The sequence below is a fragment of the Halomonas almeriensis genome, from assembly GCF_030409235.1.
Lineage (GTDB): Bacteria > Pseudomonadota > Gammaproteobacteria > Pseudomonadales > Halomonadaceae > Halomonas > Halomonas almeriensis.
This window is the reverse complement of sequence record NZ_JAUFPO010000005.1, coordinates 286,379-310,174: the sequence shown is the minus strand read 5'-3', so window position 1 is coordinate 310,174 and position 23,796 is coordinate 286,379. Positions and strand designations below refer to the sequence as shown.

Genomic DNA, 23,796 nt, shown 5'->3' with positions numbered 1-23,796 from the left:
CATGGCGGTCGGCGCTCCGCCGGGCAGAAGCGCTGCTTCTGCACTTCCGGCGTCGCCCAGCTGAGCTAAGGGCGCGTGTCTTAGGTTCTACGGGGCAAAGCGGTAAGCATCCTACCGTGCCATTGGCCAGCTGTCCAGCCGCCAACAACGCTATGTCGGGTTAGCCGTCCCTCCTGCATCTTCATTAAGGCGGGTCTTGTGGTGCACGGTGCGTCGCCCAAATGTGCAATCGGAGCTCATTATCTTGAAAGCCACACGGGGCGTCAGCATGTCAGGAGGTGAACACCAAAGAAACTAGCTATTCAGGGAGTCATATTTCCATGGCTACAGCAGCAGAGAAATCGCACGAGACCCAAGCCCCCATTCTCCAATGGCATGATGTCAACATGCTCTTGAAGGCCGATGAGTCGCCTTGCGTGAGCATCTACGTCTCGACATCGCCCGTTTCCAACTATCGCGAAGAAAACCGCATTCTCTACAAGGACCAGGTCAAGAAGGTCGTTGAAGAGCTTGAGCAGTGGGATATAGATAAGTCTCAGCGCACCAAACTGATCGAGCAGCTGGAATCGATCGGCACTACCGACGAATTCTGGACCCATCAACAGAATGGGTTGGCAGTCTTCGTTTCTCCTCATCGCTTTCAAGCCCGGAAGATGATGACCCGTCCCGACAGCTCACTGGCTATCGTGGGTGATGCTTTCCACCTTCGCCCGGCACTGCGAGAAGCTTCCAACTGGATGCAGTATCAGGTGCTGTGTATCAGCTTGCACGATGTGACTCTGTACAACGGCAACCAGGAGGAGCTGACCGAAGTCGAGCTGCACAGTGATGTCCCGCGCGGTATGGGCGAGGCCCTCGGCAAGACCGAGACATCAGCCAACCGCAAGGATGGTAACCGTAGCGGCGACGATAGCACGGATCTGAAGCAATACTTCCAGGCTATCGACAAGGCTATCCGAGATCACCACAGCGGCCGCAAACAGCGTCCGCTTGTGCTGGCCATGGTCTCCGAACATCAAGGCCTGTTCCGTGAAGTTAGCGAACACCCGAATCTGCTGGAGACCGGTATAGAGCAAGAACCTTTTGAGGCGATTCGCCAACACAAGCTGGGTGAGCTCTCCTGGGAGGTAGCCTACAAGGCTACGCGTACCGACCTCGATCAGTTGATCGAGAAGTATCAGGAAAGGGCTTCCCACGGCGAAGGCGAGAGTGACCTCGAGCAGGTAGCCTATTCGGCCACCATTGGTCAGGTGGGGACGCTATTGGTCGACGAGAGTGTCCGTGTCGAAGGCACCGTCAAGGCTGACGATGGCAAGGTCGACTATGACCATGCCGGCACGGAAGACGTGCTCGACTCGATCGCCAAATTCGTCATCAGCTTCGACGGCGAGGTTGTCTTCGTACCAAGTGAGCTGATGCCTGCCAAGAGTGGTGTCGCGGCCATCCTTCGCTACGCCATGGAACCGATGTAATCGGTCCGCAGTACCCTACCTCCCTCTCCCAGGGTATCGGCAAGATACCCTGGGCAAACACTTCATGAGGTAAGCGTGAACTTCTTGTAGTGGCATATCACTGCACTTGGCGCCATGCTGGTTATACTGATCACCATGGCATGGTTGGCCAACCCGATAATAAACCGCCGGGCTTGCCGACCCTTCATCAAGAGGTGCCGCAGTGAGTGCCAGCAAGTGGATCGTGGGAGGTTTGGCCTGTCTCGGCCTGACGGGCCTGACCTTCGCACAGGACGACATGAGTCACGAGGCGATCGCCAAGCGTCTGGCGCCGGTAGGCGAGCTGTGCCTGCAGGGGCAGGACTGCGGCACCCAGGCCGCATCGGCCAGCAGTGGCGGGCAGAGCGCTGGCGATAGTGCCATGGGAGGCGAGGCGGTCTACAACAACGCTTGCGTGGCCTGCCATGATGCCGGTGTGGCCGGAGCGCCGAAGATCGGCGACAGCCAGGCCTGGTCGACGCGCCTGGAGAAGGGCACCGAGAGGCTTTACAGCAACGCCATCAATGGCTTCAACGCCATGCCGGCCAAGGGCGGCAATCCCAACCTCTCGGACGCCGAGGTCGAGGCGGCCGTGGATTACCTGCTCGACAACTCGCAATAGGTCACGCGCACACTCGGCAAGAGACATCCAGTTCAATCCAGCAGGGAACGCAGCCCGGCAATGGCGCTCTGTCCGCGGGCCTGCTTCTTCTCTGGATCCTCACGGTCGGCACGCCCTTCCCACTCCAGCGCGTCCGCCGGCAACTCGTCGAGGAAGCGACTCGGCGTGCAGTCCATCAGCTCGCCATAGGTCTTGCGCTGGCGCGCCAGGGTCAGGGTGAGGGTGCGCCGCGCCCGGGTGATGCCCACATAGGCCAGGCGCCGTTCTTCCTCGACGGTGCCGGCCTCAATGGCGTTGCGATGCGGCAGCAGTTCTTCCTCCAGCCCCATCAGGTAGACGTGCGGAAACTCCAGGCCCTTGGAGGCGTGCATGGTCAGTAGCTGGACCCGGTCGGAGTCGTCTTCCTCGGCCTGCTGCTCGAGGATGTCGCGCAGCACCAACCGCGAGATCGCCGCTTCCACATCGTCGGTTTCGGTCTCGGTGCTCGGACTGTCCTCGTCGGGGTCGGCCTGCATGGATTTTTCGAGCTGATCGACCAGCGTCCACACATTGGCCATGCGCCGCTCGGCGATGGTCGGCGCGCTGGCGTTCTGATACAGCCAGGCCTCGTAGTCCATCTCGTGGAGCATGCCGCGAATCGCCGCGATGGCATCGCCCTTGTCCATGCGGGTACGCACGCCATCGATGAAGTGCGTGAAGCGTCCCAGGCGCTCCACGGCGCGGGCCGGCAACTGCTCGGCCAGGCCCATTTCATGGCAGGCGGCAAACAGCGAGGCGCTGCGCTCGGTGGCATAGTTGGCGAGTTTTTCCAGAGTGCCGGGGCCGATCTCGCGGCGCGGCACATTGACGATACGCAGGAAGGCGTTGTCATCGGCCGGATTGATCAGCAGCCGCAGGTAGGCCATGGCGTCCTTGATCTCGTTGCGCGAGAAGAAGGAGGTGCCACCGGAGAGCTTGTAGGGAATCTGGTAGTGCTGCAGCTTGAGCTCCAGCAAGCGGGCCTGGAAGTTGCCGCGATACAGCACCGCGAAATCTCGCCACTCGGCTCGCTCCTTGATGCGCCGGGTGAGAATCTCGCTGGCCACCCGCTCGGCCTCGGCTTCCTCCTGACGATTGACCACCACGCGGATCGCCTCACCCTGGCCCATGTCGGACCACAGCGTCTTCTCGTAGACGTGAGGATTGTTGGCGATCAGGGTATTGGCGGCGCGCAGGATGGTACCGGTGGAACGGTAATTCTGCTCCAGCTTGATCACCTTGAGCCGCGGAAAATCCTCGCCCAGCGTCACCAGGTTCTCGGGGCGGGCCCCGCGCCAGGCGTAGATCGACTGGTCATCATCACCGACCACCGTGAAGGTGGCCCGCTCGCCCATCAGCATGCGCACCAGCTGATACTGGCTGACGTTGGTGTCCTGATACTCGTCCACCAGCATGTAGTGGATCTTGCGCCGCCAGCGAGCCAGGGCCTCCGGGTCATCGCGCAGCAGGGTCACCGGCAGCAGGATCAGGTCGTCGAAGTCGACCGCGTTGTAGGCCTTGAGGTGGCGCACATAGGCCTCGTAGACCCGCGCGGCGAAGAGTTCGTCTTCATCGGCGGCATGCGACAGCGCCTGGCCCGGCAACACCAGGTCGTTCTTCCAGGCGGAAATAATCGACTGCACCCGATTGATCTGATCGGCATCGACCTGGGCATCCTTGTTCATCAGGTCGCGCAGCAGCGCCTTGGCATCTTCCGGATCGAACAGCGAGAAGCCGGGCTTGTAGCCCAGCGCCTTGAGCTCGCCGCGGATGATGTTCAGCCCCAGGGTGTGAAAGGTCGAAACGCGTAGCCCATGAGACTCCTTGCCCTTGAGCATCTGCCCCACCCGCTCCTTCATCTCGCGGGCCGCCTTGTTGGTGAAAGTCACCGCCGCAATGCGCCGCGCGCTCATGCCGCACTCCTGAACCAGATAGGCGATCTTGGTGGTGATCACGCTGGTCTTGCCGGAGCCGGCCCCGGCAAGCACCAGGCAGGGGCCGTCGATGGCCTTCACGGCCTCGCGCTGGCTGGGGTTGAGCTTGGCGATGCGGCTGGCGATGCTAGTACTCATCAGGGGCCTTCCGGCGGTGTCACGGCACCGGCGAAGTCGAGCTGGCGCCAGGCCTCGTAGACCAGAATGGCGCAAGCATTGGAAAGGTTCAGGCTGCGGCGCTCGGGCAACATGGGCAGGCGCAGTCGCTGCTCGGCGGGCAGGGCCTCGAGCATCGTCTGGGGCAAGCCACGCGTCTCCGGGCCGAAGACCAGAGCATCGCCCGGCGCATAGCTCGGCTCATGATAGCCAGTGCGCCCTCGCGTCGAGACGGCGAATACCCGCTGCGGCGCCACCGCCGCCAGAAAGGCGTCCCAGTCGGCGTGTACCCGAACGCGGGCCCATTCATGATAGTCGAGCCCGGCACGGCGCAGACGCTTGTCATCCAGCTCGAAGCCCAGCGGCTCGATCAGGTGCAAGCGAAAGCCGGTGTTGGCGCACAGCCGGATCAGGTTGCCCGTATTGGGCGGAATCTCGGGCTGAAAAAGCACCACATCGAGCATAAAAGGCTACCTGAGGATCAAGACCGTTCAAGGGCCGCCCGCCGGGCAGGCCGGCACTTCGCTCAGCGCTCGGTCACCCCGTAACGCGCACGATAATCGCGAATGGCCTCGGCATGGCCCTTGAGCGAGTCTCCGGCATGGACTTCGAGATACTCGAGAATCATGTCCAGATTGACGATGCTGACCACCGGCATGCCATAGGTCGCCTCGACCTGCTGGATGGCGCTGCGCGAGTCGCTGTCGCCGCCGCCACGCTCCTGGCGGTCCAACGCCACCACAACGCCGGCGGCTTCGGCCCCGGTCTCGGCGAACAACTCCATCACCTCGCGCACCGCGGTGCCAGCAGTGATCACATCATCGATGATCAGCACCCGGCCGGCCAGTTCGGCGCCGACGACATTGCCGCCCTCGCCGTGCGCCTTGGCCTCCTTGCGGTTGAACGCATAGGGTAGGTCGCGGTCATGATGGTCAGCCAGCGCCACCGCGGTGGTCGCCGCCAGAGGAATGCCCTTGTAGGCCGGGCCGAAGAGCACGTCGAGCTCGATGCCGCTGTCAGCGATCGCCTGAGCGTAGAAGCGACCCAGCTGAGCCAGTGCCGCCCCGGACTTGAACAGGCCGGCATTGAAAAAATACGGGCTGACACGGCCGGACTTCAGGGTGAACTCGCCGAAGCGCAGTACCCCTTGCTCGATGGCGAACTCGATAAACGCCTGCTGGTAAGGTTGCAGGGACGATGCAACTCGCTGATCCGCCACGGGGCCTCCTATCACGCTGATGGACCGATGCCATTTACCCAAACGTCGAAACGTCGGGTATGATACACGCGCGACGCAAAAGGGACCATGTATGAAAATCGCCACCATCAATGTCAACGGCATCCGCGAGGCGGTCGGCCGAGGCTTCCTCGACTGGCTGGCCAATCAAGATGCCGACGTCGTCTGCGTGCAGAACCTCAAGGCCAAGAGTTTCGAGCTCGACGACAGCATCCTCTTTCCCGAGGGATACGAGGGCTACTTTCTGGATGCCGAAGAAGACGGCTTCTCCGGGGTGGGGCTGTATTGCCGCAAGATTCCCAAGGCCATCATGTACGGCCTGGGCTTTCCCGAGTGCGACCACGAAGCCCGCTTCCTGCAGGCGGACTACGACCGCTTCAGCATCGCCTCCTTCCTGATGCCCGACGGCAGCGACCCGGCCGCCAAGCAGCAGTTCATGGGGAAATATCAGGAATACCTGAGCAAGATGGCCCGCAAGCGCCGCGAATACATCATCTGCGGCACCTGGCACATCGCCCACAAGACCATCGACCTGGAAAACTGGGCCGACAACCAGACCACGCCCGGCTTCAAGCCCGAAGAGCGCGCCTGGATGGACCAGGTATTCGGCCCCACCGGCTTCATCGACACCTTCCGCGAGGTCAACCGCGACGCTGGCGAGTACACCTGGTGGCCGGCCCTTGATCAGGACCAGCCGCGGGATCGCCAGGAAGGCTGGCGCATCGACTATCAGATCGTGGGTCCCGACTTCCGTCGCCACGTGGTGGACGCCTGGATCAACTACGATGCCACCTTCTCCGAGCATGCTCCACTGATCGTCGAGTACAACCTCACCCTGTAACGGGTCTAGCGTCGCCCCCTCCCCGCTCACCACGCCGGCAAGGGCGCCGGCCTGGTGGGGCAGGGAAGCCCTCAGTCACGAATGCCCAGCGCCTCGCGCTGATGCGTGAACAGCTCGCCGCCGGCCTTCTCGGCAAGGTCCAGCATGGCGTTGAGCTCGGCGCGACTGTAGGTGCCAGCTTCCGCCGTGCCCTGCACCTCGATCAACTCGCCGTTTTCCGCCATCACCACGTTCATGTCGGTACCCGCGCGGCTGTCTTCCGGATAGTCCAGGTCGACCACCGGCGTACCCTGGTAGATACCGACCGAGATCGAGCTGATCAACTGATGGAAGGGGTCGCCCTTGATCAGCTTCTCGCGCTGCAGGTAGCGCACCGCATCCACCAGCGCCACACAGCCTCCGGTAATGGCCGCCGTGCGCGTGCCGCCATCGGCCTGAATGACATCACAGTCCACGGTAATGGTGTACTCGCCCAGCTTCTTGAGATTGATCGAGGCGCGCAGCGAGCGGCCGATCAGGCGCTGAATCTCCACCGTGCGGCCACCCTGCTTGCCGCGGCTGGCCTCACGCCCGCCACGGGTATGGGTGGCACGCGGCAGCATGCCGTACTCGGCGGTCACCCAGCCCTGCTTCTTGCCACGCAGCCAGCGCGGCACACCGGCCTCGACACTGGCATTGCACAGCACCCGGGTATCGCCGAACTCGACCATTACCGACCCCTCGGCATGGCGGGTATAGTCGCGGGTCAGGCGAATCTCGCGGGTCTGATCGGTCGCGCGGCCACTGGGACGTCGAATATCCGAAGGCATGACACCTCTCTTGCTGTTGGCTGATCAAAGTATTCCGCCATTCTACACGCTCCAGGCCCAGCGCGTGGCGCTCAACCACAACACCGGCCCGTGCCGAGGGCAAACAGGCACAGCCGCGAGGGATGATTTACACTCCGCACTTCTGCCAAGCGCTACTTTTGCCAACCGTTTCGTCGATCGGAGTCTTACATGGTCCACAGCATGACGGCCTTCTCACGCCAGGAGCTGGATGCCGACTGGGGCACCCTGCAACTGGAGCTGCGTTCGGTCAATCAGCGCTACCTGGAGCCACACTTCCGGCTCCCCGAAGCACTGCGCGACCTCGAGCCCGGCTTCCGCGACAGCCTGCGGGGCCGCCTGGCCCGCGGCAAGGTGGAATGCCAGCTACGCTTCACACCCGCCGACGCCAACGGCCCGCTCAGCGTCAATCGCGCGCGGCTCAACGCCCTGGCCGGCGCCCTGAACGAGGTTCGCGCCAGCGTGCCCCAGGCCGCCATGCCCGACGCCCTGGCGCTGCTCGACCACCCCGGCGTGCTGGAAGTCCCCGGCCCCGACCTGGACAACATCAAGGCCGAAGCGCGCGACCTCTTCCAGCGGGCCCTGGACGACCTGGAAGCCGGCCGCGCCCGCGAGGGCGACAAGCTGGCCGCCCTGATAGAGCAGCGCCTGGATGGCATTGGTGAGCAGGTCAACGAGGTTCGCCGGCTACTGCCGGAGATCCTCATGCGCCAACGCGAACAACTGAAGGCGCGCCTGGAAAACGCCCGCGCGGAGCTCGACCCCCAGCGCCTGGAGGCGGAAATGGTGCTCGTCGCCCAGAAGGCCGACGTCGCCGAGGAGCTCGACCGGCTGGAGACCCATGTCGCCGAAGTCCGCCGCCAGCTCAAGGCCCAGGGCCCCATCGGCCGCCGCCTCGACTTCCTGATGCAGGAACTCAACCGCGAAGCCAACACCCTGTCATCCAAGTCCGTCGTCGCCGACATCACCCAATGCGCCGTCGAGCTCAAGGTCCTGATCGAGCAGATGCGCGAGCAGGTTCAGAACATCGAGTGAGTTCCACGTAAACCCATGCGTATCCCTCGTAATGGTGTGGGCAGTTACACAGGTTCATTGGCTCCCTCGGGATAGAACGCGCCAGAACGGCCGGTTACGAATAGCTTACTGTTTGCTCGGAGTGTTGCCCTAGATAGGCAACACCCATTTCATGTTCAGCTCATCTCGATGGTTCAGCCTTGTGCCATTCACTTGGAATGCTGGCAGTACGCTCGATGATGAGACCATTGCTTGAATTTTTGCGCTCTGGGATGGCGCAAGCCGCTCTCGTGCTGGTGTTGTGCGGGCTGGCCACCTCTGCCCAGGCGCAGCAAAAGGATATCTTGCCCCCAGATCAGGCTTTTACACTGAAGCTCTCGCAGAGTGGTGATTCCCTGACAGTCGACTGGGACATTGAAGCCGGCTACTATCTCTACCGCCATCGCTTTTCTGCCGCAACGCCAGAGGGCGAGATACCGCTGGACCTTCCCGAGGGCGAGGCCATCGAGGACGAGTACTTCGGCCGCTCCGAGGTCTACCGCCACGGGCTGCGCATGACCACGCAACCCGGTGATGCCGATACGATCACCCTGCACTGGCAGGGATGCGCCGATGCTGGCCTCTGCTACCCACCCCAGCAGCGTACCTTCGACCTGCCACTCTCCGAGGGTGCTTCAGCCACTGACGTCTCAATAATACCTACTGCAAAGACCGACAACTCGAAGACCGATGCTTCAGGAAGCAAAGACGCCTCGAATGACCCGGGCGCCATTATTTCATCGGACGAGACGCTGAGCTCTTCATCCGATCCCGGTGTCTCCCAGGCAGATGATCAGCAACTGGCGACCCAACTGGCCACTGGCAACTGGGGATGGACACTGTTGGTGTTTTTCGGCCTGGGACTGCTGTTGACCTTCACACCCTGCGTGTTGCCAATGATCCCGATCCTTTCGAGCCTGATCGTGGGGCAGCGTCGCAGCGGAGAGAACCAGAGGCTGGCAGGCTTCATTCTATCGCTCGCCTATGTGCTGCCCATGGCTGCTACTTATGCCGTGCTTGGGGTCACCGCTGCCATAGCCGGCGCCAATCTACAGATGCTGTTCCAGAATGTCTGGTTCATTGGCATCTTCTCCGCCGTGTTCGTGCTGCTGGCACTGGCCATGTTCGGCACCTTCGAGCTCGAACTGCCTCGCGCCCTGCGCAATCGCCTGGATGCCGGCATGTCTCGGCAGCGTGGCGGGCGCCTCAAGGGAGTAGCCGTCATGGGCGTGCTGTCGGCGTTGCTCGTAGGCCCTTGCATGACAGCACCACTGGCAGGCGCCCTGCTATTCATCGCCGAGAGCGGCAACCCCTGGCTGGGCGGAGCCGCACTGTTGGCGCTTGGCCTGGGCATGGGGGCTCCATTGATTCTGATCGGCACGGTCGGTAGCCGTCTGCTGCCCAGCCCTGGCACCTGGATGGTGCGTATCCGCGCGTTGTTCGGGTTTATCCTGCTGGGCATGGCAATCTGGTTCGTCGCCCGCGTAATACCGGACACCATTGTGCTCGGCCTGTGGGGCGCTCTCGGATTGGGCTTTACCGTTTCGCTGCGCGCCCTGGCCCGTGGTGACAACGCCTCGGGTGTGATGTCTCAGATCGCAACCGCCATGGCAATCGTTGTCGGCCTGTGGAGCGCCTTGATGCTGATCGGCGCTGCCGGTGGCGGCCACGACCCGTGGCGCCCGCTGGCAGTCTACGCGCCGACAGGCGACGCTTCGACGGTAGCTGCACCGGACTCGACGACCAACCAGCCACTCGCGTTCGATGAGGTCGAAGACCTGAAAGCCCTCAACGCCCGTATCGCACAAGCGGCAGACCGCGGCCAGATGACTCTCGTCGAATTCACCGCCGAGTGGTGTATTTCCTGCGAAGTGATCGAGCAGGAAGTCTTCACCGACCCGAGCGTCAAGACCTCCCTTCAGGATGTGCAGCGGCTGAGTATCGACGTCACCGAGTATGACGCGACTGACAAGGCACTCATGCAGCACTTCAGCGTCGTCGGTCCGCCGACATTGATGTGGTTCGGCCCTGACGGCCAGGAGCAACGCAGCGCTCGTATCATTGGAGAACTGGATGCCGAGTCATTCCTGGAGCGCTTTGATCAGGCCAGACAGCCAGCCAGCACCAATACAGGAGACAGCTCATGAGCCCGCTGGAGCAAAGTATCGCCATCGGTCCGCTCGGCATGAGCCTGGACCAGCTGTTGCTGATCGTTGTGCTGATTGTGGCACTGACCGTCGGTACCTGGTTGGGCCGACGCCGCCAGGTCCGTGTGGGCGACAGCCTGTTCAATGCGCTGTTGATCGGCCTGGTGGGAGCGCGCGTCGTGTTCATCGCACTCTACTGGGAGAGCTACGACTCCGTCTGGTCATGGCTGGATATTCGCGACAGAGGGTTTGAACCGCTGGCGGGACTGGCTGCGGCCGCGCCCTATCTCGCCTGGCGGTTGTGGCGCTTCCCCGCAGAGCGCAAGGCGCTCGCCGGTGCAGTGGTATCTGGCGCGATGGCCTGGTCGTTGACGGCAGGGGCGCTGACCGTCATGCACACGCAGCAGACCAGCCTGCCGACGACACCACTGACCGCCATCAGCGGCGAGACACTGCCCTTGTCGACCATCCGGGACCAAGCCGACCAACAGCCCATGGTGGTCAATCTGTGGGCCAGTTGGTGCCCACCCTGTCGTCGCGAGATGCCGATGCTGGAGCAAGCCCAGCAGGAGCGCAATGACGTGACCTTCGTATTCGTCAACCAGGGCGAGAATACCGCCACACTCAAGAACTTTCTCGAACAAGAGTCCCTGGCACTGGATCACGTCTACCGCGACCCGAACATGGCCTTCGGCCAGGAAGTGGGTGCCATGGCCATGCCAACCACGCTCTATTTTGATGCCAACGGCACCCTCATCGACACCCATTTTGGCGAGCTTTCACGTGCCACGCTCGACCGTAGTCTCGAACAGATCGCCCCCTGATGCTTCTTCCCATGATGGAGACCACCAACATGCCGACCACCATGCCGACCACCCACAACGCTCGCAAAGCCTCTCTGCCACTGACACTCGCCATGGGCGCTGGTATCGCCCTGGCGGCGAGCCTACCCGCCCGTGCTGATGAGCTTCCCAAACCGCTGCAAGCATTGAAGCAGCAAGGTTTAACCTTCCATGGTCAGTTCGACGCTCCGAGCGGCCTGACAGGCTACGCCGCCAGTGCCAGAGGCCAGACCGTGGCGGCGTACCTGACCCAAGACGGCCAGCATGCCGTAGTGGGCACTCTGATCAATGCTCAGGGCAACAATGTCGCGGCGGAGACACTGCAGAGGCTGGTCAATGGTCCCAAGAACGCCAAGCTCTGGGACAAGATGGCCGACCAGCATTGGGTCAGAGATGGCTCTGCAGACGCCGAACGGGTGGTGTATACCTTCAGTGACCCCAACTGCCCGTATTGCCATAAGTTCTGGGAAGATGCCCAACCCTGGGTCGAGAGCGGCCAGGTGCAGATTCGACACCTGATGGTCGGTGTCCTCAAGCCCAGTAGTGGACCCAAGGCCGCCGCCCTGCTCAGCGCCGATAACCCCAGTGAAGCTATAGCCGAGCATTACCGCACCGACACCATGCCGGACATCAAGGGCAGCGAGGAGAGTGAGCGCCACGTCAGCGAGAACACTCAACTTATGGCTAACAATCAGCTTCACGCCACACCCGTCACCTTCTATCGCGACAATGAGGGAGTGCATCGCGTGATGGGTGCGCCGTCGCCCGAGAAGCTACGTGAGATCATGGGCGGCGAGGCGCCCTGAGCACTGGCCGCATGCCAGGGTAATATCACGCCAAGGGCAAGCGCAGGCGCACAAGCAGGCCGACGCCATCACCCGATTCCAGCGCCAGGCTGCCGCCTGCGCGATGGGTGATGGCGTCGACAATCGAGAGACCCAAGCCACTGCCACGCGCGTGGTGGCCACGCTGAAAGCGCTCTGTCAGTCTGGCCAGCCGCTCCGGCGGAATCGTCTCGCCACGGTTGGCCAATTCGATCACGACTCCGTTGCTGCTGGCCCAGGCATGAATATCGATCGACGCCTCGGGTTCACCATGATGTCGTGCGTTCTCGAGCAGGTTACGTAGTACGGTCGTTAGCATCGAATCCGAGATGGCGACATGCCGTAAGTTGGCATCCGCATCGATACGACAATAATCGCGACAGCCGGACTCCGCCATGGCCATGTCCAGTGCTGCGTGAAAATCCGCCTGCTGGGGGGCATCCTGCAGTGCCGCCTCACTTTCCATGCGCGCCAGCAGCAACAGCTGATCAAGGGTCTTCGACAGGCGAGCCACACCGGCTTCTGCCTGTTGCAGCGCATAGCGACGTTGCTCCCCTTCGACCCGTTGCGAGACCTGTAGATGGGTGCGGATGGCCGTCAATGGCGTGCGCAGTTCATGAGCAGCATCGTCGGTGAAGCGTTGCTCCATGTCGAGCACGCGCCGCGTGCGCAACAACAGCGTATTGAAGCCATCGATCAACGGCCGGATTTCAGCAGGCAAACCACGCATGGGCAATGCCGAGAGGTCGCCGTCGGCACGCGATACCAGTCGTCTCTGCAAGCGCGTCAGTGGCGAGAGCCCCCGCGCCACGCCCCACCACAACGCGACGAGACTGCCGACCGAAGCCAGTAGGAAGGGATAAAAGGCGGCACGGCGAACCTGCTCCAGAAGCGCCGTGCGTTCCCGCAGCCGATCCGCCACGGTGATACGCTTGTCGTCATCCACCAATGTGTAGACGCGCCAACGCTGCCCCTTGTGCTCACGATCACGATAGCCCTCGCGGTCGCTCTTCAGCACGTCGTTCATCTCGGGGTGCGTACCGGCGACCACCTGTCCGCGCAGCGACGACACCCGGCAGGCCACACCCTCAAGCGCCGGAATGGTCGACATATTGCCCGCCTCACGACGCCACAGCTCCGCCGGCACACGATCCATCAGCCCCGCCACCATGCGCGCCGATTGTGCCAGACGCTGGTCCAAAGAATGTTCGAGCTGCGTCGACAGATCACGCATCGACCAGGCCGCCGTGCCTCCCCACAGTAATGCCAGGGTGATGCCGAGCGTAGCCACCAGGCGCAGCCGCAGGCTCATGACGTACCATTTCCAGAAGGGGTAGCGAGGCGATACCCTACACCACGAACCGTCTCGATCATCTCGCGTCCCAGCTTGCGACGAAGCTGATAAATATGCACGTTGAGGGCATTGCTCTCGACTTCATCATCGATACCGTAAAGGCTATCCTTCAGCTGGTCTGCGCTGAGGATACGCCCGCGAGCCCGCATCAGCGTCTCCAGCAACATCAGCTCGCGTCGTACCAGCGTCACCGGCTGCCCGTTCAAGGTGACGCTTCGCGCGGCCGGATCCAGCGTCAGCGCCCCGTGACGCAGCGAGGCATCCGCCTGCCCCACCGCACGGCGCAGTAGCGCCTGCAGCCTCGCCGTCAACTCATCCAGGTCGAAGGGTTTGACCAGGTAATCGTCGGCGCCGCCCTGCAGCCCTTCGACACGACTAGCCACGGCATCTCGCGCCGTCAGTATCAGCACCGGCGTGGCCACGCCCGCGCGCCGCCACTGCTGCAGCAGCGCCAGACCATCGCCATCGGGCAGACGGCGGTCAAGCACCACAGCATCGTAGTCGATCACGGCCAGCGCCCCGTTTGCAGCGTCCAGCGAGGTCACGATATCGACGACGAAGTCGCTCAGCGCCAGGCCCGCTTCGATGCCTGCCGCCACCGACTCATCGTCCTCGACGAGTAGTACGCGCATGTCTCTCCCATTTTACCCCAACCATTCCCCCGCAGTTTGGCGAACGGAGATGATGTCAGGATGAACTCGCTGACTTATGAGACGGAGAGAGCCCACGCGCCAACCACCAACTCAGTACCAGCGCCACAAGAAATGCTGCCAGCGGCCAGCTCAGCCCCGATAGCGAAGCGTCCGCCGGCCCCGAACAATAGCCGGAAAGCCCCCAAACGACGGCACCCCCAGCACGAAAGCTAGACTGGTCCAGACTCACGGAGTCACTGCCCCATGCCCATGGGATCCAGGGCAAGGCCCTGCTGGTGGATAGCCCCTCACCCCCGACAGAACGGCCACACCTGGTAGAAGGCGTCGCATTGGAACTCGGCTTCGCAGGAAGGCAGTTGCGAGCGGTAGCGCGAGGCATTGGTGGCTACCTCGCGGGCGGCGCGAAGTACGGCCGGCTTACCACGGTAACTGCCGCGGTTATAACCGCCCTGCCCCTGATGATAGGCCAGGTAAAGATGCCGCGGATTGTTCAGCGATACCCCGGTCATGCGTTGAGTGCGCGCGTTATACCAACCGATGAAGTCCGTGGCGTCTTCCATGTCCGAGCGGCTGGCGAAGATACCGCCGACATCGTCCTGATACTCGCCCCACACCGGATCCAGCGCCTGGGCATAGCCATAGGCCGAAGACGGCCGCTTCCAGGGGATGAAGCCCAGCAGATAGGTGCGCGGCGGCCGCACATGGCTGCGGAAGGACGACTCCCGCTCGATGAAGGCCATCTGCGTCGAGATGGGCGTTCCCCAGCGCTGCTCCGAGGCCTTGGCCGCGTCATACCAGTCCGGCTGCTCGCGGAAGATCTCACAGATGTTGGACTGCCGCTCCGGCGGTGCCGGCGCGAACATCGCGCAGCCGGAAAGGCTCCCCAGCAACACCAGCATGACCGCTAGCCGCAGCCAGCTCCGGTTAACCGCTGACACACGCATGATGTGGTTTCCTCGGCAGTTTGTGGTTAAGCAGGGTGAAAAACCGAACCGGGTCTGACGCCGTCATGGCCCCCACTGCCCCCATCCCGAGAGAAGGTACCACCAGAAGGCTCACCGGCCCACCCGGCGCCGGCCAAAGACCGACGAGCCGGTCGTGCGCTGCCACCGCCAGATATGGGTCACCAGCCCGCCCATGACCAGGGTGAACACATAGCCGCCAGACCAAAAGGCCAGATAGGACTCGAACAGGTTGGCGATCATGAAAAACACGAAGAAGCCGGCACCGAACAACGCCATATCGCCCGGCATCGTGCCGCCACGCCACGCCAGCCAGGTACCCCGCGCTACCCAGACAGCCAACAATGCCACTACACTCGCACCGAGCAGGCCATAGCCAACCAGTACTTCCAGGAAGGTATTGTGAAGATGGCCGAAGCCCTGACGAACGCTTTCGGGCAGCCACTCCGTCTGCTTCATCACCAGACTGCGCCCTTTCCCGCCCCAGCCGACGAGGGGGCGCTCGGCGATCCACTCGGTGGCAGCACGCCAGGAGTGAATTCGAATACCCACGCTGGAATAGGGCACTCCGCTCCAATCGCCCTGGATGACGCTGGCGATCACCTCCCGTTCGGCCATCACCCGGCGCTCAACGGTGTCATGGAAGGCCGCCGCCAACACCACAATGAACAGTAAAGCGCCGATGGCAGCTGCCCACCCTCGGCGTGTGGCGCCCTGAACAGACCCACTAAGCTGCCAAGCTCGCCAGGCCCAGCTACACAACATCACAAGCGCCGCCGCGCTGAACGCCAGCCAGACGCCTCGCGTCTGAGTCACGACAACCCCCGCCAGGCAGACGAGCGCTATGACGCCCCAGGCCAAACGCCGCCCCCAGGCCAAGCGCCCCGCCCTCAACATGCGCGGCGCAAAAGACGCCAGCCCCAGGGCCGCCGCCCCGAACAGCATCGCCACATGCTGGGCATTGTGAATCCCAAAATCGACCCGCTGCCCTGCCAGACCCCGCTGCCAGCTCTGCCAGCCATGACCCTCGAGCCACACCGCCAGCAGCCAGCCCGGCAGGGCCAATGCCCAGACCCAGAACGTCAGCCGAGAGCTGCCACCCAGCCACCAGGCCATGCCGATAAACAGAAACCACTTGGCCATACGATCCAGTTCAGGGTTACCCGGCACCCATGATGGATGATGCAGATACCCCAACCCCCAGCTCAGTAACTGAACCAGGACAATCGCCCACAGCAACCACAACGGCGCCGACGTGCGCAGCTCTCGCCCCCAGCACAACACCGCGAATAGCCCCAGCAGGGCCATCAGCGTGCCGGCTTTCTGGCCCACCGCCGGCCACACAATATCGCCCGCCGCATACAAGAGAGTGGCAAACAGCCCGAGCCATGTCAGAACACGCGGCAGCTGCCCTTCGGGTAAGAAATACGAGGGTAACCTGCTAGCAGGCAAAAACGGGGGTAACACGGGAGTATGCCGCCTATATCATCGAGAAGGGAATGACCAAGCATGCTACCAGAATTCCCGCACAGCCAGAGAGCCAAGCCAGCTGAAGACCCAACGCCAAACCCATAACAGCAAATGACCGGCAATGGCCACCATACCCTCTCAGCACGCTACCCCACAAACACAAAGCCCGGCAAAAAACACAAAGCCCGGCAAAAAAGCCGGGCATCGTAAGGCACATCATAGGTGTAACGCGGTTATATCAGTCACACAGTTTTCATGAGTACGCCGCCAAAGCGGGTCGAGGAGATGGTTCGCCGGTAGCGTTATCTGCCGTCCATAAATGATCGCAGAGATCTTCGCGGGGGCTGTAGTCAATTGGGGCATACTCCAGCAAGCGCCTCAGCGCCGGATAATCGAAGTCGAAGCAAGCAGCATAGAGGTCTTCTAACAACGCATGTATCTTAACCCATGGCCACATCGTCTCATTCGCCGTCAGAATCCGAGAATGGGACGTCTGGGAGACGGACTCGCCCACCAGCAACTCTTCATAGAGCTTCTCCCCGGGCCGTAACCCGGTAAAGGCGATCTCAATATCGCCCTTCTCGCCATCGCTGGCAGAAAATGGCTCTAACCCCGAGAGCCGCACCATATGCCTCGCCAGCTCAGCAATCTTGACAGGCTCACCCATGTCCAGGACGAACACGTCGCCTCCCTTGGCCATGGAACCTGCCTGGATAACCAACTGCGCCGCCTCAGGAATCGTCATGAAGTAACGCGTAATGTCAGGGTGAGTCACGGTAACCGGGCCACCTGCCACGATTTGCTGTCGAAACAGCGGTACCACGGAACCACTCGACCCCAGCACATTACCGAAGCGCACCATCGAAAAGCGCGTACTTGACTGATACTCCCCCAATGCCTGACAGACCAGCTCCGCCATGCGCTTGCTGGCACCCATGACATTAGTGGGGCGCACTGCCTTGTCAGTCGAAACCAGCACGAATGTATCCACGCCAGCGCTCACCGCTGCCTCGGCGGCCGTCTGAGTGCCCAGTACATTGTTGCGCAAGCCTTCGATCATATTGTGCTCGACCATGGGGACATGCTTATACGCCGCCGCGTGATAAATGGTTTGCACCCCGAAGGAACGCAGCACGGCCTCAAAGCGCCCATGATGCTGAACGGAGCCGAGCATGGCTTTGATAGGAACGTCGAGCCCTTCGTGACTCGCCTGCTCGTTCAGCTCCTTTTCAATACGATACAGGCCGAATTCGGACACCTCGTAAAGCAACAGCTGACAAGGGCCCTGGCGAAGTATCTGGCGGCACAGCTCGCTACCAATCGAACCGGCAGCCCCTGTCACCATAACCACCTTGCCGCTGATATTGGCCCCCATGAGGGAGTCATCAGGCGGCACAGGATCGCGCCCCAGCAAGTCTTCAACCGCCACTTCACGGACTTCGTTCAACTCCGCTCGGCCCTCAACGACATCCGCCATGCCCGGTATGGACTTCACTGGTATCGGCAAGCCTTCCAATGACTTCAGGATCTCGCGCCGCTTGGCCCGAGTCGCACTGGGAATCGCCAATAGAATCTGATCGGCCCCATAATCCTCTATCAGCTTGGGGATCCCCCCGGCCTCATAGACTTTGAGCCCCTGTATCATGGAGCCCTGCAAGTGGCGCGCGTCATCCACAAAAGCAATCGGCTCGTGCTCGCGCCCATGACGAAGCGACATGACCAACTGACGCCCTGCTTCCCCCGCGCCATAAATCACCACCCGCGTTTTATAGCGCATCTGCCCCTTGAGATAGAGCGCGCGCAGGCCGAAGCGAACCCCACCGATCGTCAGGAGCGCCAGCATGGCATAAATGAAGGGAACGGAACGCGGTACCGGCAAATCCAGCAGGTAATTGATAACGACCAACGCCAACGAGGAGCCCGCGACGCCGGCCAGCACTGCCTTAACCGCCTTCACGCTGAGGTAGCGAATCACCGCGCGATAAAACCCCAACCGCATGAAAATCAACAGGCTGACCGGTATCATCACCGGCAACACCCACCAAACGCGCGGCTCTGCCAAAAAGCGCCAGCTATCCAGGCGAAGCAGCATCGCCAAAGAAAAGCTCACGACAATCAGCCCGCTATCCGCCACCAGTTGTATCAGCCGCTTTTGGGGCCGCGACAACCGGAACAAGGGTTGTAATAAAGTACTTAACACCGATTTTGCCCCTTACGTAAACAACAGTGCTATACCACTGTTTTATTCTGGCTCGTTCCCAACCGAGCCTTATTATCAACTCATCCGTCACCCACGCCGCTTGGAAAGTGCGAGTCAAAGAAAGAACGGCGCAGAATACGACGAAATGCTCCAGGGCGCCAAGGGAAAGGAAGCACGCCAATCCAATGGGCATTCTGGACTACACCACGAACTGACAACACCAGAACAAGCCCACAAGCTCAAAACCGGTAACCCACATCACCAGTGCCAACAGCACCACACTGCCCTTTAGCCCCCGTAGCCCAGGCTCAATCACCACCGAACAGATCACGGGTATAGACCTTCCCAGCCACGTCCTCCAGCTCGGCGACCATGCGATTACTGAGGATCAGCTCCGCTTCCTGCTTGAAGGCATCCAGGTCGCGCATCACCCTCGAGCCGTAGAAGGTATCCTCCTCCAGCACCGGCTCGTAGACCACCACCTCGATGCCCTTAGCCTTGATACGCTTCATCACCCCTTGCATGGCACTGGCCCGGAAGTTATCCGAGCCGGCCTTCATGATCAGCCGATAGACGCCCACCACCCGCGGCTCGCGCCGGATCACCGACTCTGCGATGAAGTCCTTGCGGGTGGTATTGGCGTCGACGATGGCCTGGATCAGGTTGTTGGGCACGTCCTGATAGTTGGCCAGCAGCTGTTTGGTGTCCTTGGGCAGGCAGTAGCCACCATAGCCGAAGGAAGGGTTGTGGTATTGGCTGCCGATGCGCGGGTCCAGCCCCACGCCTTCGATGATCTGGCGACTGTCCAGGCCATGGGTCTCGGCGTAGGTGTCCAGCTCGTTGAAATAGGCCACGCGCATGGCCAGGTAGGTGTTGGCGAACAGCTTGATGGCCTCTGCCTCGGTGCTGTTGGTGTACAGCACCGGCACTACTTCCTTGACGGTCCCCTGCTCTAGCAACCCAGCGAAAGTCTCGGCACGCTTGGAACGCTCACCAACGATGATCCGCGACGGGTAGAGGTTATCGTAAAGCGCCTTGCCCTCGCGCAGAAACTCCGGCGAGAACAGCAGATTCTCGGTACCAAAACGACGGCAGGCCTCGGCGGTATAACCCACCGGCACGGTGGACTTGATCACCATCACCGCCTCGGGGTTGATGGCCATCACGTCCTGGATCACCGCCTCGACGCTCGAGGTATTGAAGTAGTTGGTCTCGGGGTCGTAATCGGTGGGCGTGGCGATCACCACGAAATCGGCGTCTCGGTAGGCGGCCTCCTTATCCAGGGTGGCGGTGAAGTCGAGCGCCCGATTGGCCAGGAAGTCGCTGATCTCGGCGTCCTCGATGGGCGAGACCCGGTCGTTGAGCTGCGCCACCTTCTCCGCCACGATGTCCAGCGCCACGACCTGGTTGTGCTGGGCCAACAGCATGGCATTGGAGAGCCCCACATAGCCGGTGCCGGCAATGGCAATCTTCATCTAATTATTTCTCTGTACGTTGCCAGAACTCATCACCGAGATGCCTGAGTCATCACATCCTTGATGACTTGGCAGGTCTGGTCGATCTCAGCCTTGGTCAAGGTCGGATGGCACAGAAACATCAGGCTGGTCTCGCCCAGCTCACGCGCGACAGACAGCGGTTTCTCGGGCCGCCACTCCGTACCATCGAAGGCCTTCTCGCGATAGACCTCGGAACAGGAGCCCGAGAAGCAAGGTACGCCGCGGGCAACGATTTCCTGCTGGATACGACCCCTGTCCCAGCCATCGGCCAGATAGTCAGGCTCGACGAACACGTAGCACTTGTAGGCTGCATGCTCGACATGCTCGGGGATGGCCGGCACCCGCAGCCCCTGGCAGTCGGCGGCCGTTTGCCAGATCCGTTGGGCATTGGCCTGCCTGGCGGCCTTCCACTCGGGCATGCGCGCGAGCTGGATGCGCCCGATGGCGGCCTGCATTTCGGTGAGCCGCCAGTTGGTGCCGAAGCTCTCGTGCAACCACCGAAAGCCCAGCGGATGTTCACGCTCGTAGACGGCGTTCCAGCTCTTGCCGTGATCCTTGTAGGCCCACATTCGGCGCCACAGGGCTTCATCGTTGGTCGTGACCATGCCGCCTTCGCCGCCGGTGGTCATGATCTTGTCCTGACAGAACGACCAGCAACCCACATGGCCGATGCTACCTACGCTGCGGCCCCGATAGGTGGCACCGTGGGCCTGGGCGCAGTCCTCGATCACGTAAAGGCCGTGCCGCTCAGCCAACACCATCAACTCGTCCATCTCACAGGGCCAGCCCGCCAGATGAACGGCGAGGATCGCCCGAGTGTTGGGGGTGATCTTCTCGGCCACCGTCTCGGCGGCGATGTTCTGGGAATCACGATCCACATCGGCGAACACCGGCACCGCCCCGGCAGTGACGATGCTCGAAGCCGAAGCCAGGAAGGTGCGCGAGGTGACGATCACCTCGTCGCGCCCTCGACCTTCGCCCTCTCCGATCCCCAAGCCCTTCAGGGCCAGATCCAGCGCCGTGGTGCCGTTGGCCACGGCAACGGCATGGTCCGTTTGCGCAAAGGCCGCGAATTCACGCTCGAATTCACGGCCCTCGGTACCGGTCCAGTAGTTCACCTTGTTGGAAAGCAGCACGCGCTGCACCGCCTGGGCTTCTTCCTCGGTAAAGGAAGGCCAGGGGGAAAAGGGTCCATTCAGCATTTCAACACCAGCGAAAAAGAATTCGACAATACAGCCCGGAGTTTTATCGACACCCGCAGCACGCAGCACGCAGCACGCAGCACGCAGCACGCAGCACGCAGCACGCAGCGACTATCCCACCACCGTTTTCCAGATGTAGCGCAGGTCCGCGCTCAGGCTCCAGTCGCGGATGTACTCGAGGTTGATACGCACCTTGTCGGGCCAGATCACTTCGCGATTGTAGGCTTCCGGGTCTTCCGCCGCGGCCAGCAGTTCTTCCTCGTTGCGATACTTGAGCGTCGCCGGGCCGGTGATGCCGGGGCGGATGCTCAAGAGCCGGCGTTCCTCTCCCGTCAGACGGTCGGCGAAGCCGGGAACGTCCGGCCGGGGGCCCACGAAACTCATGTCACCCAGCAGCACGTTCCACAGCTGGGGCAGCTCGTCGATCTTGACCTTGCGGAAGAAACGCCCGAGGGGAGTGATGCGCGGATCCCCGGAGCGGGTCACCGTGGTACTCAGCTCCCGGCTGGGCCTCATGGTCTTGATCTTGACCACCCGAAACAGGCGGCCATCCTTGCCCACCCGCCGCTGCACGAAGAATCCGTTGCTGCGGGTATCCCAGCTGGCGGCCAGCCAGGCTAGCAGAATCAGCCAACCGCTCAGCACCAGGCCGATGGCCGACACCACCAGGTCGAAGGCACGTTTGATGGCCGCCTGACCGGCATCCAGCCCCTCACGTTCAAGCACGGTAGCCATAACGATCCAGTGTCTCTCCTACCAGGGATTCCAGTCGCGTCACTTCAGCTTCTTCCAGCGATGCGCGCCCCTTGCCAATACTCTTGCTGGACACGCTCGACACGGCCTCACGGATGGCATCGGCGGGAACCTCGAGCCCCAGAAAGTCAACGATCCTGGACAGCTCTTCTCGGGGGTCACGCACGAAGTCCTCGTAGCGAACGCGAATCACCTTATCCTGAGGCATCTCGGCGAAGGCCCTTTCCGCGTTCTCGACACAACGCTGCCACTGCAAGGCACAGACCTCGTTCAGGCTATATCGCTCCAGGAGCTCCGGCATATCGTCCAGTGCCGGCCCCCAGAACGCCAGACGCTTCTCACGCGAAAACAACCGATAAGCACGGCTCCACAGGTAGCGCGTGCCGTAATAGGGCAAATCCGTCAGAGGAACGAACCGTACTTTCTCCAACAGATAGGGAATATCCAGCTTGGCCTGCCAACGAAGCTTGGCGGAACCGGTGGTATCGATGCCATCGCGATGGATGTAGACATACTTTGCCTCCGGCACGGCACCATCCACGAAGGGCACCCGTAGGCTATTGGCACAGGTCTTCTCAACGACGGTATGGGCCTGATAGCGCTTTGCGACCCAGTCAAACTGCTTCTGCATGTAAGCCTGCACGGCAGAAGTAGCACATTCGGCGGGTATCTCATCGGAGGGATAACGCACGTTACCGTGCCGCCAAAGGTAATTGACCTCGTCACATGGCCAGGTAGCCACCCCGTCGAACTTACACAACACATCACGCAGTATGTTGGTGCCAGATCGTGGTGCTCCGATAACCATTGCTTTATTAATACTTTCACTCATTTTTTAAGTATTGCCTTCAATAAATTATTATTTTTAACTAAAGACCGCGAAGCAGCAATGCAAACCACATAAGAAGAGTAAAGTCGGCTTAACCCAACATTATCGACCAAAGACCGCCAATACCAATATGCTGACCTAATCTTATTTCTAGAAACTGACCCTCGCCGTATTCGATAACTCGAATAACAGCCAGGAGCCTTAATTGCCGCCCCGTGGTCACGCATCACAGAAACCCAAACATTTACAGCTTCTGTAGCTGGCTGCGAGGCCATTTTTGGAATACTCACTTCATTGCGATCAATAATTATTGATAGAACGCCTATAGCGGTATTCTTAATATAGTCTTTCCAATAAAAAAAATTCGGCGACAAGACCCTATTTATCACCTCCCCCCATTCATCAACAACATCGTAATCATGATACGAAAACACTACATCATTCTCGATCATAAAGTTCACTTGACTATACAGCTTATCTTTATACCAAAGATCATCGGAATCTAAAAAAGCTAAAAAGCGGCCACGAGCCAACTCAATACCAAAATTACGGGCAGGCCCTGCCCCTTGGTTAGCTTCCATTTGAAACACACGCACACGACTATCTTCCGCCGCATAAGACTCGGCAAGCGCGAATGTTCCATCCACTGATCCATCATCAACGATAATCATCTCCCAGTCCAGAAACACTTGGGCCTGAACGGACTGAATGGTTTCGGATAACGTCCCTTCGCAATTATATGCAGGCGTTATAATCGACACCACTGGGCTATTATTTTCCATAAATCACCATGCAAGAAAACTACTGAGACAACCTTATACAAAAGCTCAAAAAAAGGCTCAGTTAATTAGCAGAAAAGGACACACCAAAAACAAACTCGAGACTA

General features: G+C 61.0%; 21 protein-coding genes. 7 read left to right on the top strand and 14 right to left on the bottom strand.

Annotated features, from left to right (window positions below; all coding sequences use genetic code 11):
• The first annotated feature begins 320 nt into the window (after nucleotides 1-320).
• Entirely contained in the window at nucleotides 321-1,472 is a 1,152-nt protein-coding gene (locus QWY74_RS03870) for a baeRF3 domain-containing protein (protein ID WP_290313792.1), read from the top strand.
• A gap of 202 nt (nucleotides 1,473-1,674) precedes the next feature.
• The gene (locus QWY74_RS03865; protein ID WP_290313791.1) at nucleotides 1,675-2,112 is read left to right on the top strand and encodes a c-type cytochrome; all 438 of its coding nucleotides are present in this window, start codon (nucleotides 1,675-1,677) and stop codon (nucleotides 2,110-2,112) included.
• Between the two features lie 32 nt (nucleotides 2,113-2,144).
• On the opposite strand, the gene rep is transcribed toward QWY74_RS03865, so the two are convergent.
• The 3 genes from rep to pyrE all read right to left on the bottom strand — a co-directional run bounded on the left by rep (nucleotide 2,145) and on the right by pyrE (nucleotide 5,439).
• Nucleotides 2,145-4,202, bottom strand: a complete 2,058-nt coding sequence (rep, locus tag QWY74_RS03860; RefSeq protein ID WP_290313790.1) for a DNA helicase Rep — start codon at nucleotides 4,200-4,202, stop codon at nucleotides 2,145-2,147.
• The gene (gene trmL / locus QWY74_RS03855) at nucleotides 4,202-4,684 is read right to left on the bottom strand and encodes a tRNA (uridine(34)/cytosine(34)/5-carboxymethylaminomethyluridine(34)-2'-O)-methyltransferase TrmL (protein WP_290313789.1); all 483 of its coding nucleotides are present in this window, start codon (nucleotides 4,682-4,684) and stop codon (nucleotides 4,202-4,204) included. Before trmL ends, rep begins: the two co-directional genes overlap by 1 nt.
• Nucleotides 4,685-4,746: 62 nt before the next feature.
• Nucleotides 4,747-5,439 (bottom strand): orotate phosphoribosyltransferase, encoded by a 693-nt coding sequence (pyrE, locus tag QWY74_RS03850; protein ID WP_290313788.1) that lies wholly within the window; start codon nucleotides 5,437-5,439, stop codon nucleotides 4,747-4,749.
• A gap of 91 nt (nucleotides 5,440-5,530) precedes the next feature.
• Here pyrE and QWY74_RS03845 point away from each other — a divergent pair, with 91 nt between their 5' ends.
• Nucleotides 5,531-6,298 carry an exodeoxyribonuclease III gene (locus QWY74_RS03845; RefSeq protein ID WP_290313787.1) on the top strand — a complete coding sequence of 256 codons (768 nt, stop codon included), beginning with the start codon at nucleotides 5,531-5,533 and terminating at the stop codon, nucleotides 6,296-6,298.
• Nucleotides 6,299-6,369: 71 nt separating this feature from the next.
• Here the strand turns inward: QWY74_RS03845 and rph are convergent, their stop codons facing one another.
• Nucleotides 6,370-7,107, bottom strand: coding sequence for a ribonuclease PH (gene rph / locus QWY74_RS03840; RefSeq protein WP_290313786.1), 738 nt, complete (start codon nucleotides 7,105-7,107; stop codon nucleotides 6,370-6,372).
• Between the two features lie 189 nt (nucleotides 7,108-7,296).
• On the opposite strand from rph, the gene QWY74_RS03835 reads away from it, so the two are divergent.
• From QWY74_RS03835 to dsbG, 4 genes are all read left to right on the top strand, one after another.
• Nucleotides 7,297-8,160 carry a YicC/YloC family endoribonuclease gene (locus QWY74_RS03835; protein WP_290313785.1) on the top strand — a complete coding sequence of 288 codons (864 nt, stop codon included), beginning with the start codon at nucleotides 7,297-7,299 and terminating at the stop codon, nucleotides 8,158-8,160.
• A 251-nt stretch (nucleotides 8,161-8,411) separates the two neighbouring features.
• Nucleotides 8,412-10,325 (top strand): protein-disulfide reductase DsbD, encoded by a 1,914-nt coding sequence (gene dsbD, locus QWY74_RS03830; protein WP_290313784.1) that lies wholly within the window; start codon nucleotides 8,412-8,414, stop codon nucleotides 10,323-10,325.
• Complete coding sequence (locus tag QWY74_RS03825; protein ID WP_290313783.1) at nucleotides 10,322-11,149, top strand: TlpA family protein disulfide reductase; 828 nt, start codon at nucleotides 10,322-10,324, stop codon at nucleotides 11,147-11,149. Before dsbD ends, QWY74_RS03825 begins: the two co-directional genes overlap by 4 nt.
• 29 nt (nucleotides 11,150-11,178) lie before the next feature.
• Nucleotides 11,179-11,973, top strand: a complete 795-nt coding sequence (gene dsbG, locus QWY74_RS03820; protein ID WP_290313782.1) for a thiol:disulfide interchange protein DsbG — start codon at nucleotides 11,179-11,181, stop codon at nucleotides 11,971-11,973.
• A gap of 25 nt (nucleotides 11,974-11,998) precedes the next feature.
• On the opposite strand, the gene QWY74_RS03815 is transcribed toward dsbG, so the two are convergent.
• The 10 genes from QWY74_RS03815 to QWY74_RS03770 all read right to left on the bottom strand — a co-directional run bounded on the left by QWY74_RS03815 (nucleotide 11,999) and on the right by QWY74_RS03770 (nucleotide 23,692).
• The gene (locus tag QWY74_RS03815; RefSeq protein WP_290313781.1) at nucleotides 11,999-13,303 is read right to left on the bottom strand and encodes an ATP-binding protein; all 1,305 of its coding nucleotides are present in this window, start codon (nucleotides 13,301-13,303) and stop codon (nucleotides 11,999-12,001) included.
• Nucleotides 13,300-13,977: a response regulator gene (locus tag QWY74_RS03810; protein WP_290313780.1), complete on the bottom strand. Its 678-nt coding sequence runs from the start codon at nucleotides 13,975-13,977 to the stop codon at nucleotides 13,300-13,302. The genes QWY74_RS03815 and QWY74_RS03810 overlap by 4 nt, the downstream gene beginning before the upstream one ends.
• 308 nt (nucleotides 13,978-14,285) lie before the next feature.
• Entirely contained in the window at nucleotides 14,286-14,942 is a 657-nt protein-coding gene (locus QWY74_RS03805; protein ID WP_290313779.1) for a transglycosylase SLT domain-containing protein, read from the bottom strand.
• A 111-nt stretch (nucleotides 14,943-15,053) separates the two neighbouring features.
• The gene (locus QWY74_RS03800; protein WP_290313778.1) at nucleotides 15,054-16,292 is read right to left on the bottom strand and encodes an O-antigen ligase family protein; all 1,239 of its coding nucleotides are present in this window, start codon (nucleotides 16,290-16,292) and stop codon (nucleotides 15,054-15,056) included.
• A 391-nt stretch (nucleotides 16,293-16,683) separates the two neighbouring features.
• The gene (locus QWY74_RS03795) at nucleotides 16,684-18,630 is read right to left on the bottom strand and encodes a polysaccharide biosynthesis protein (RefSeq protein ID WP_290313777.1); all 1,947 of its coding nucleotides are present in this window, start codon (nucleotides 18,628-18,630) and stop codon (nucleotides 16,684-16,686) included.
• 308 nt (nucleotides 18,631-18,938) lie between these two features.
• Nucleotides 18,939-20,105, bottom strand: a complete 1,167-nt coding sequence (locus QWY74_RS03790; protein ID WP_290313776.1) for a nucleotide sugar dehydrogenase — start codon at nucleotides 20,103-20,105, stop codon at nucleotides 18,939-18,941.
• Nucleotides 20,106-20,137: 32 nt separating this feature from the next.
• Complete coding sequence (locus QWY74_RS03785) at nucleotides 20,138-21,328, bottom strand: DegT/DnrJ/EryC1/StrS family aminotransferase (RefSeq protein WP_290313775.1); 1,191 nt, start codon at nucleotides 21,326-21,328, stop codon at nucleotides 20,138-20,140.
• Between the two features lie 111 nt (nucleotides 21,329-21,439).
• On the bottom strand, nucleotides 21,440-22,063 hold the full coding sequence (locus tag QWY74_RS03780; RefSeq protein ID WP_290313774.1) for a sugar transferase: 624 nt from the start codon (nucleotides 22,061-22,063) through the stop codon (nucleotides 21,440-21,442).
• Nucleotides 22,047-22,889, bottom strand: coding sequence for a sulfotransferase family protein (locus QWY74_RS03775; RefSeq protein ID WP_290313797.1), 843 nt, complete (start codon nucleotides 22,887-22,889; stop codon nucleotides 22,047-22,049). The genes QWY74_RS03780 and QWY74_RS03775 overlap by 17 nt, the downstream gene beginning before the upstream one ends.
• Before the next feature lie 20 nt (nucleotides 22,890-22,909).
• Nucleotides 22,910-23,692, bottom strand: a complete 783-nt coding sequence (locus QWY74_RS03770; RefSeq protein ID WP_290313773.1) for a glycosyltransferase family 2 protein — start codon at nucleotides 23,690-23,692, stop codon at nucleotides 22,910-22,912.
• Nucleotides 23,693-23,796: the final 104 nt, after the last annotated feature.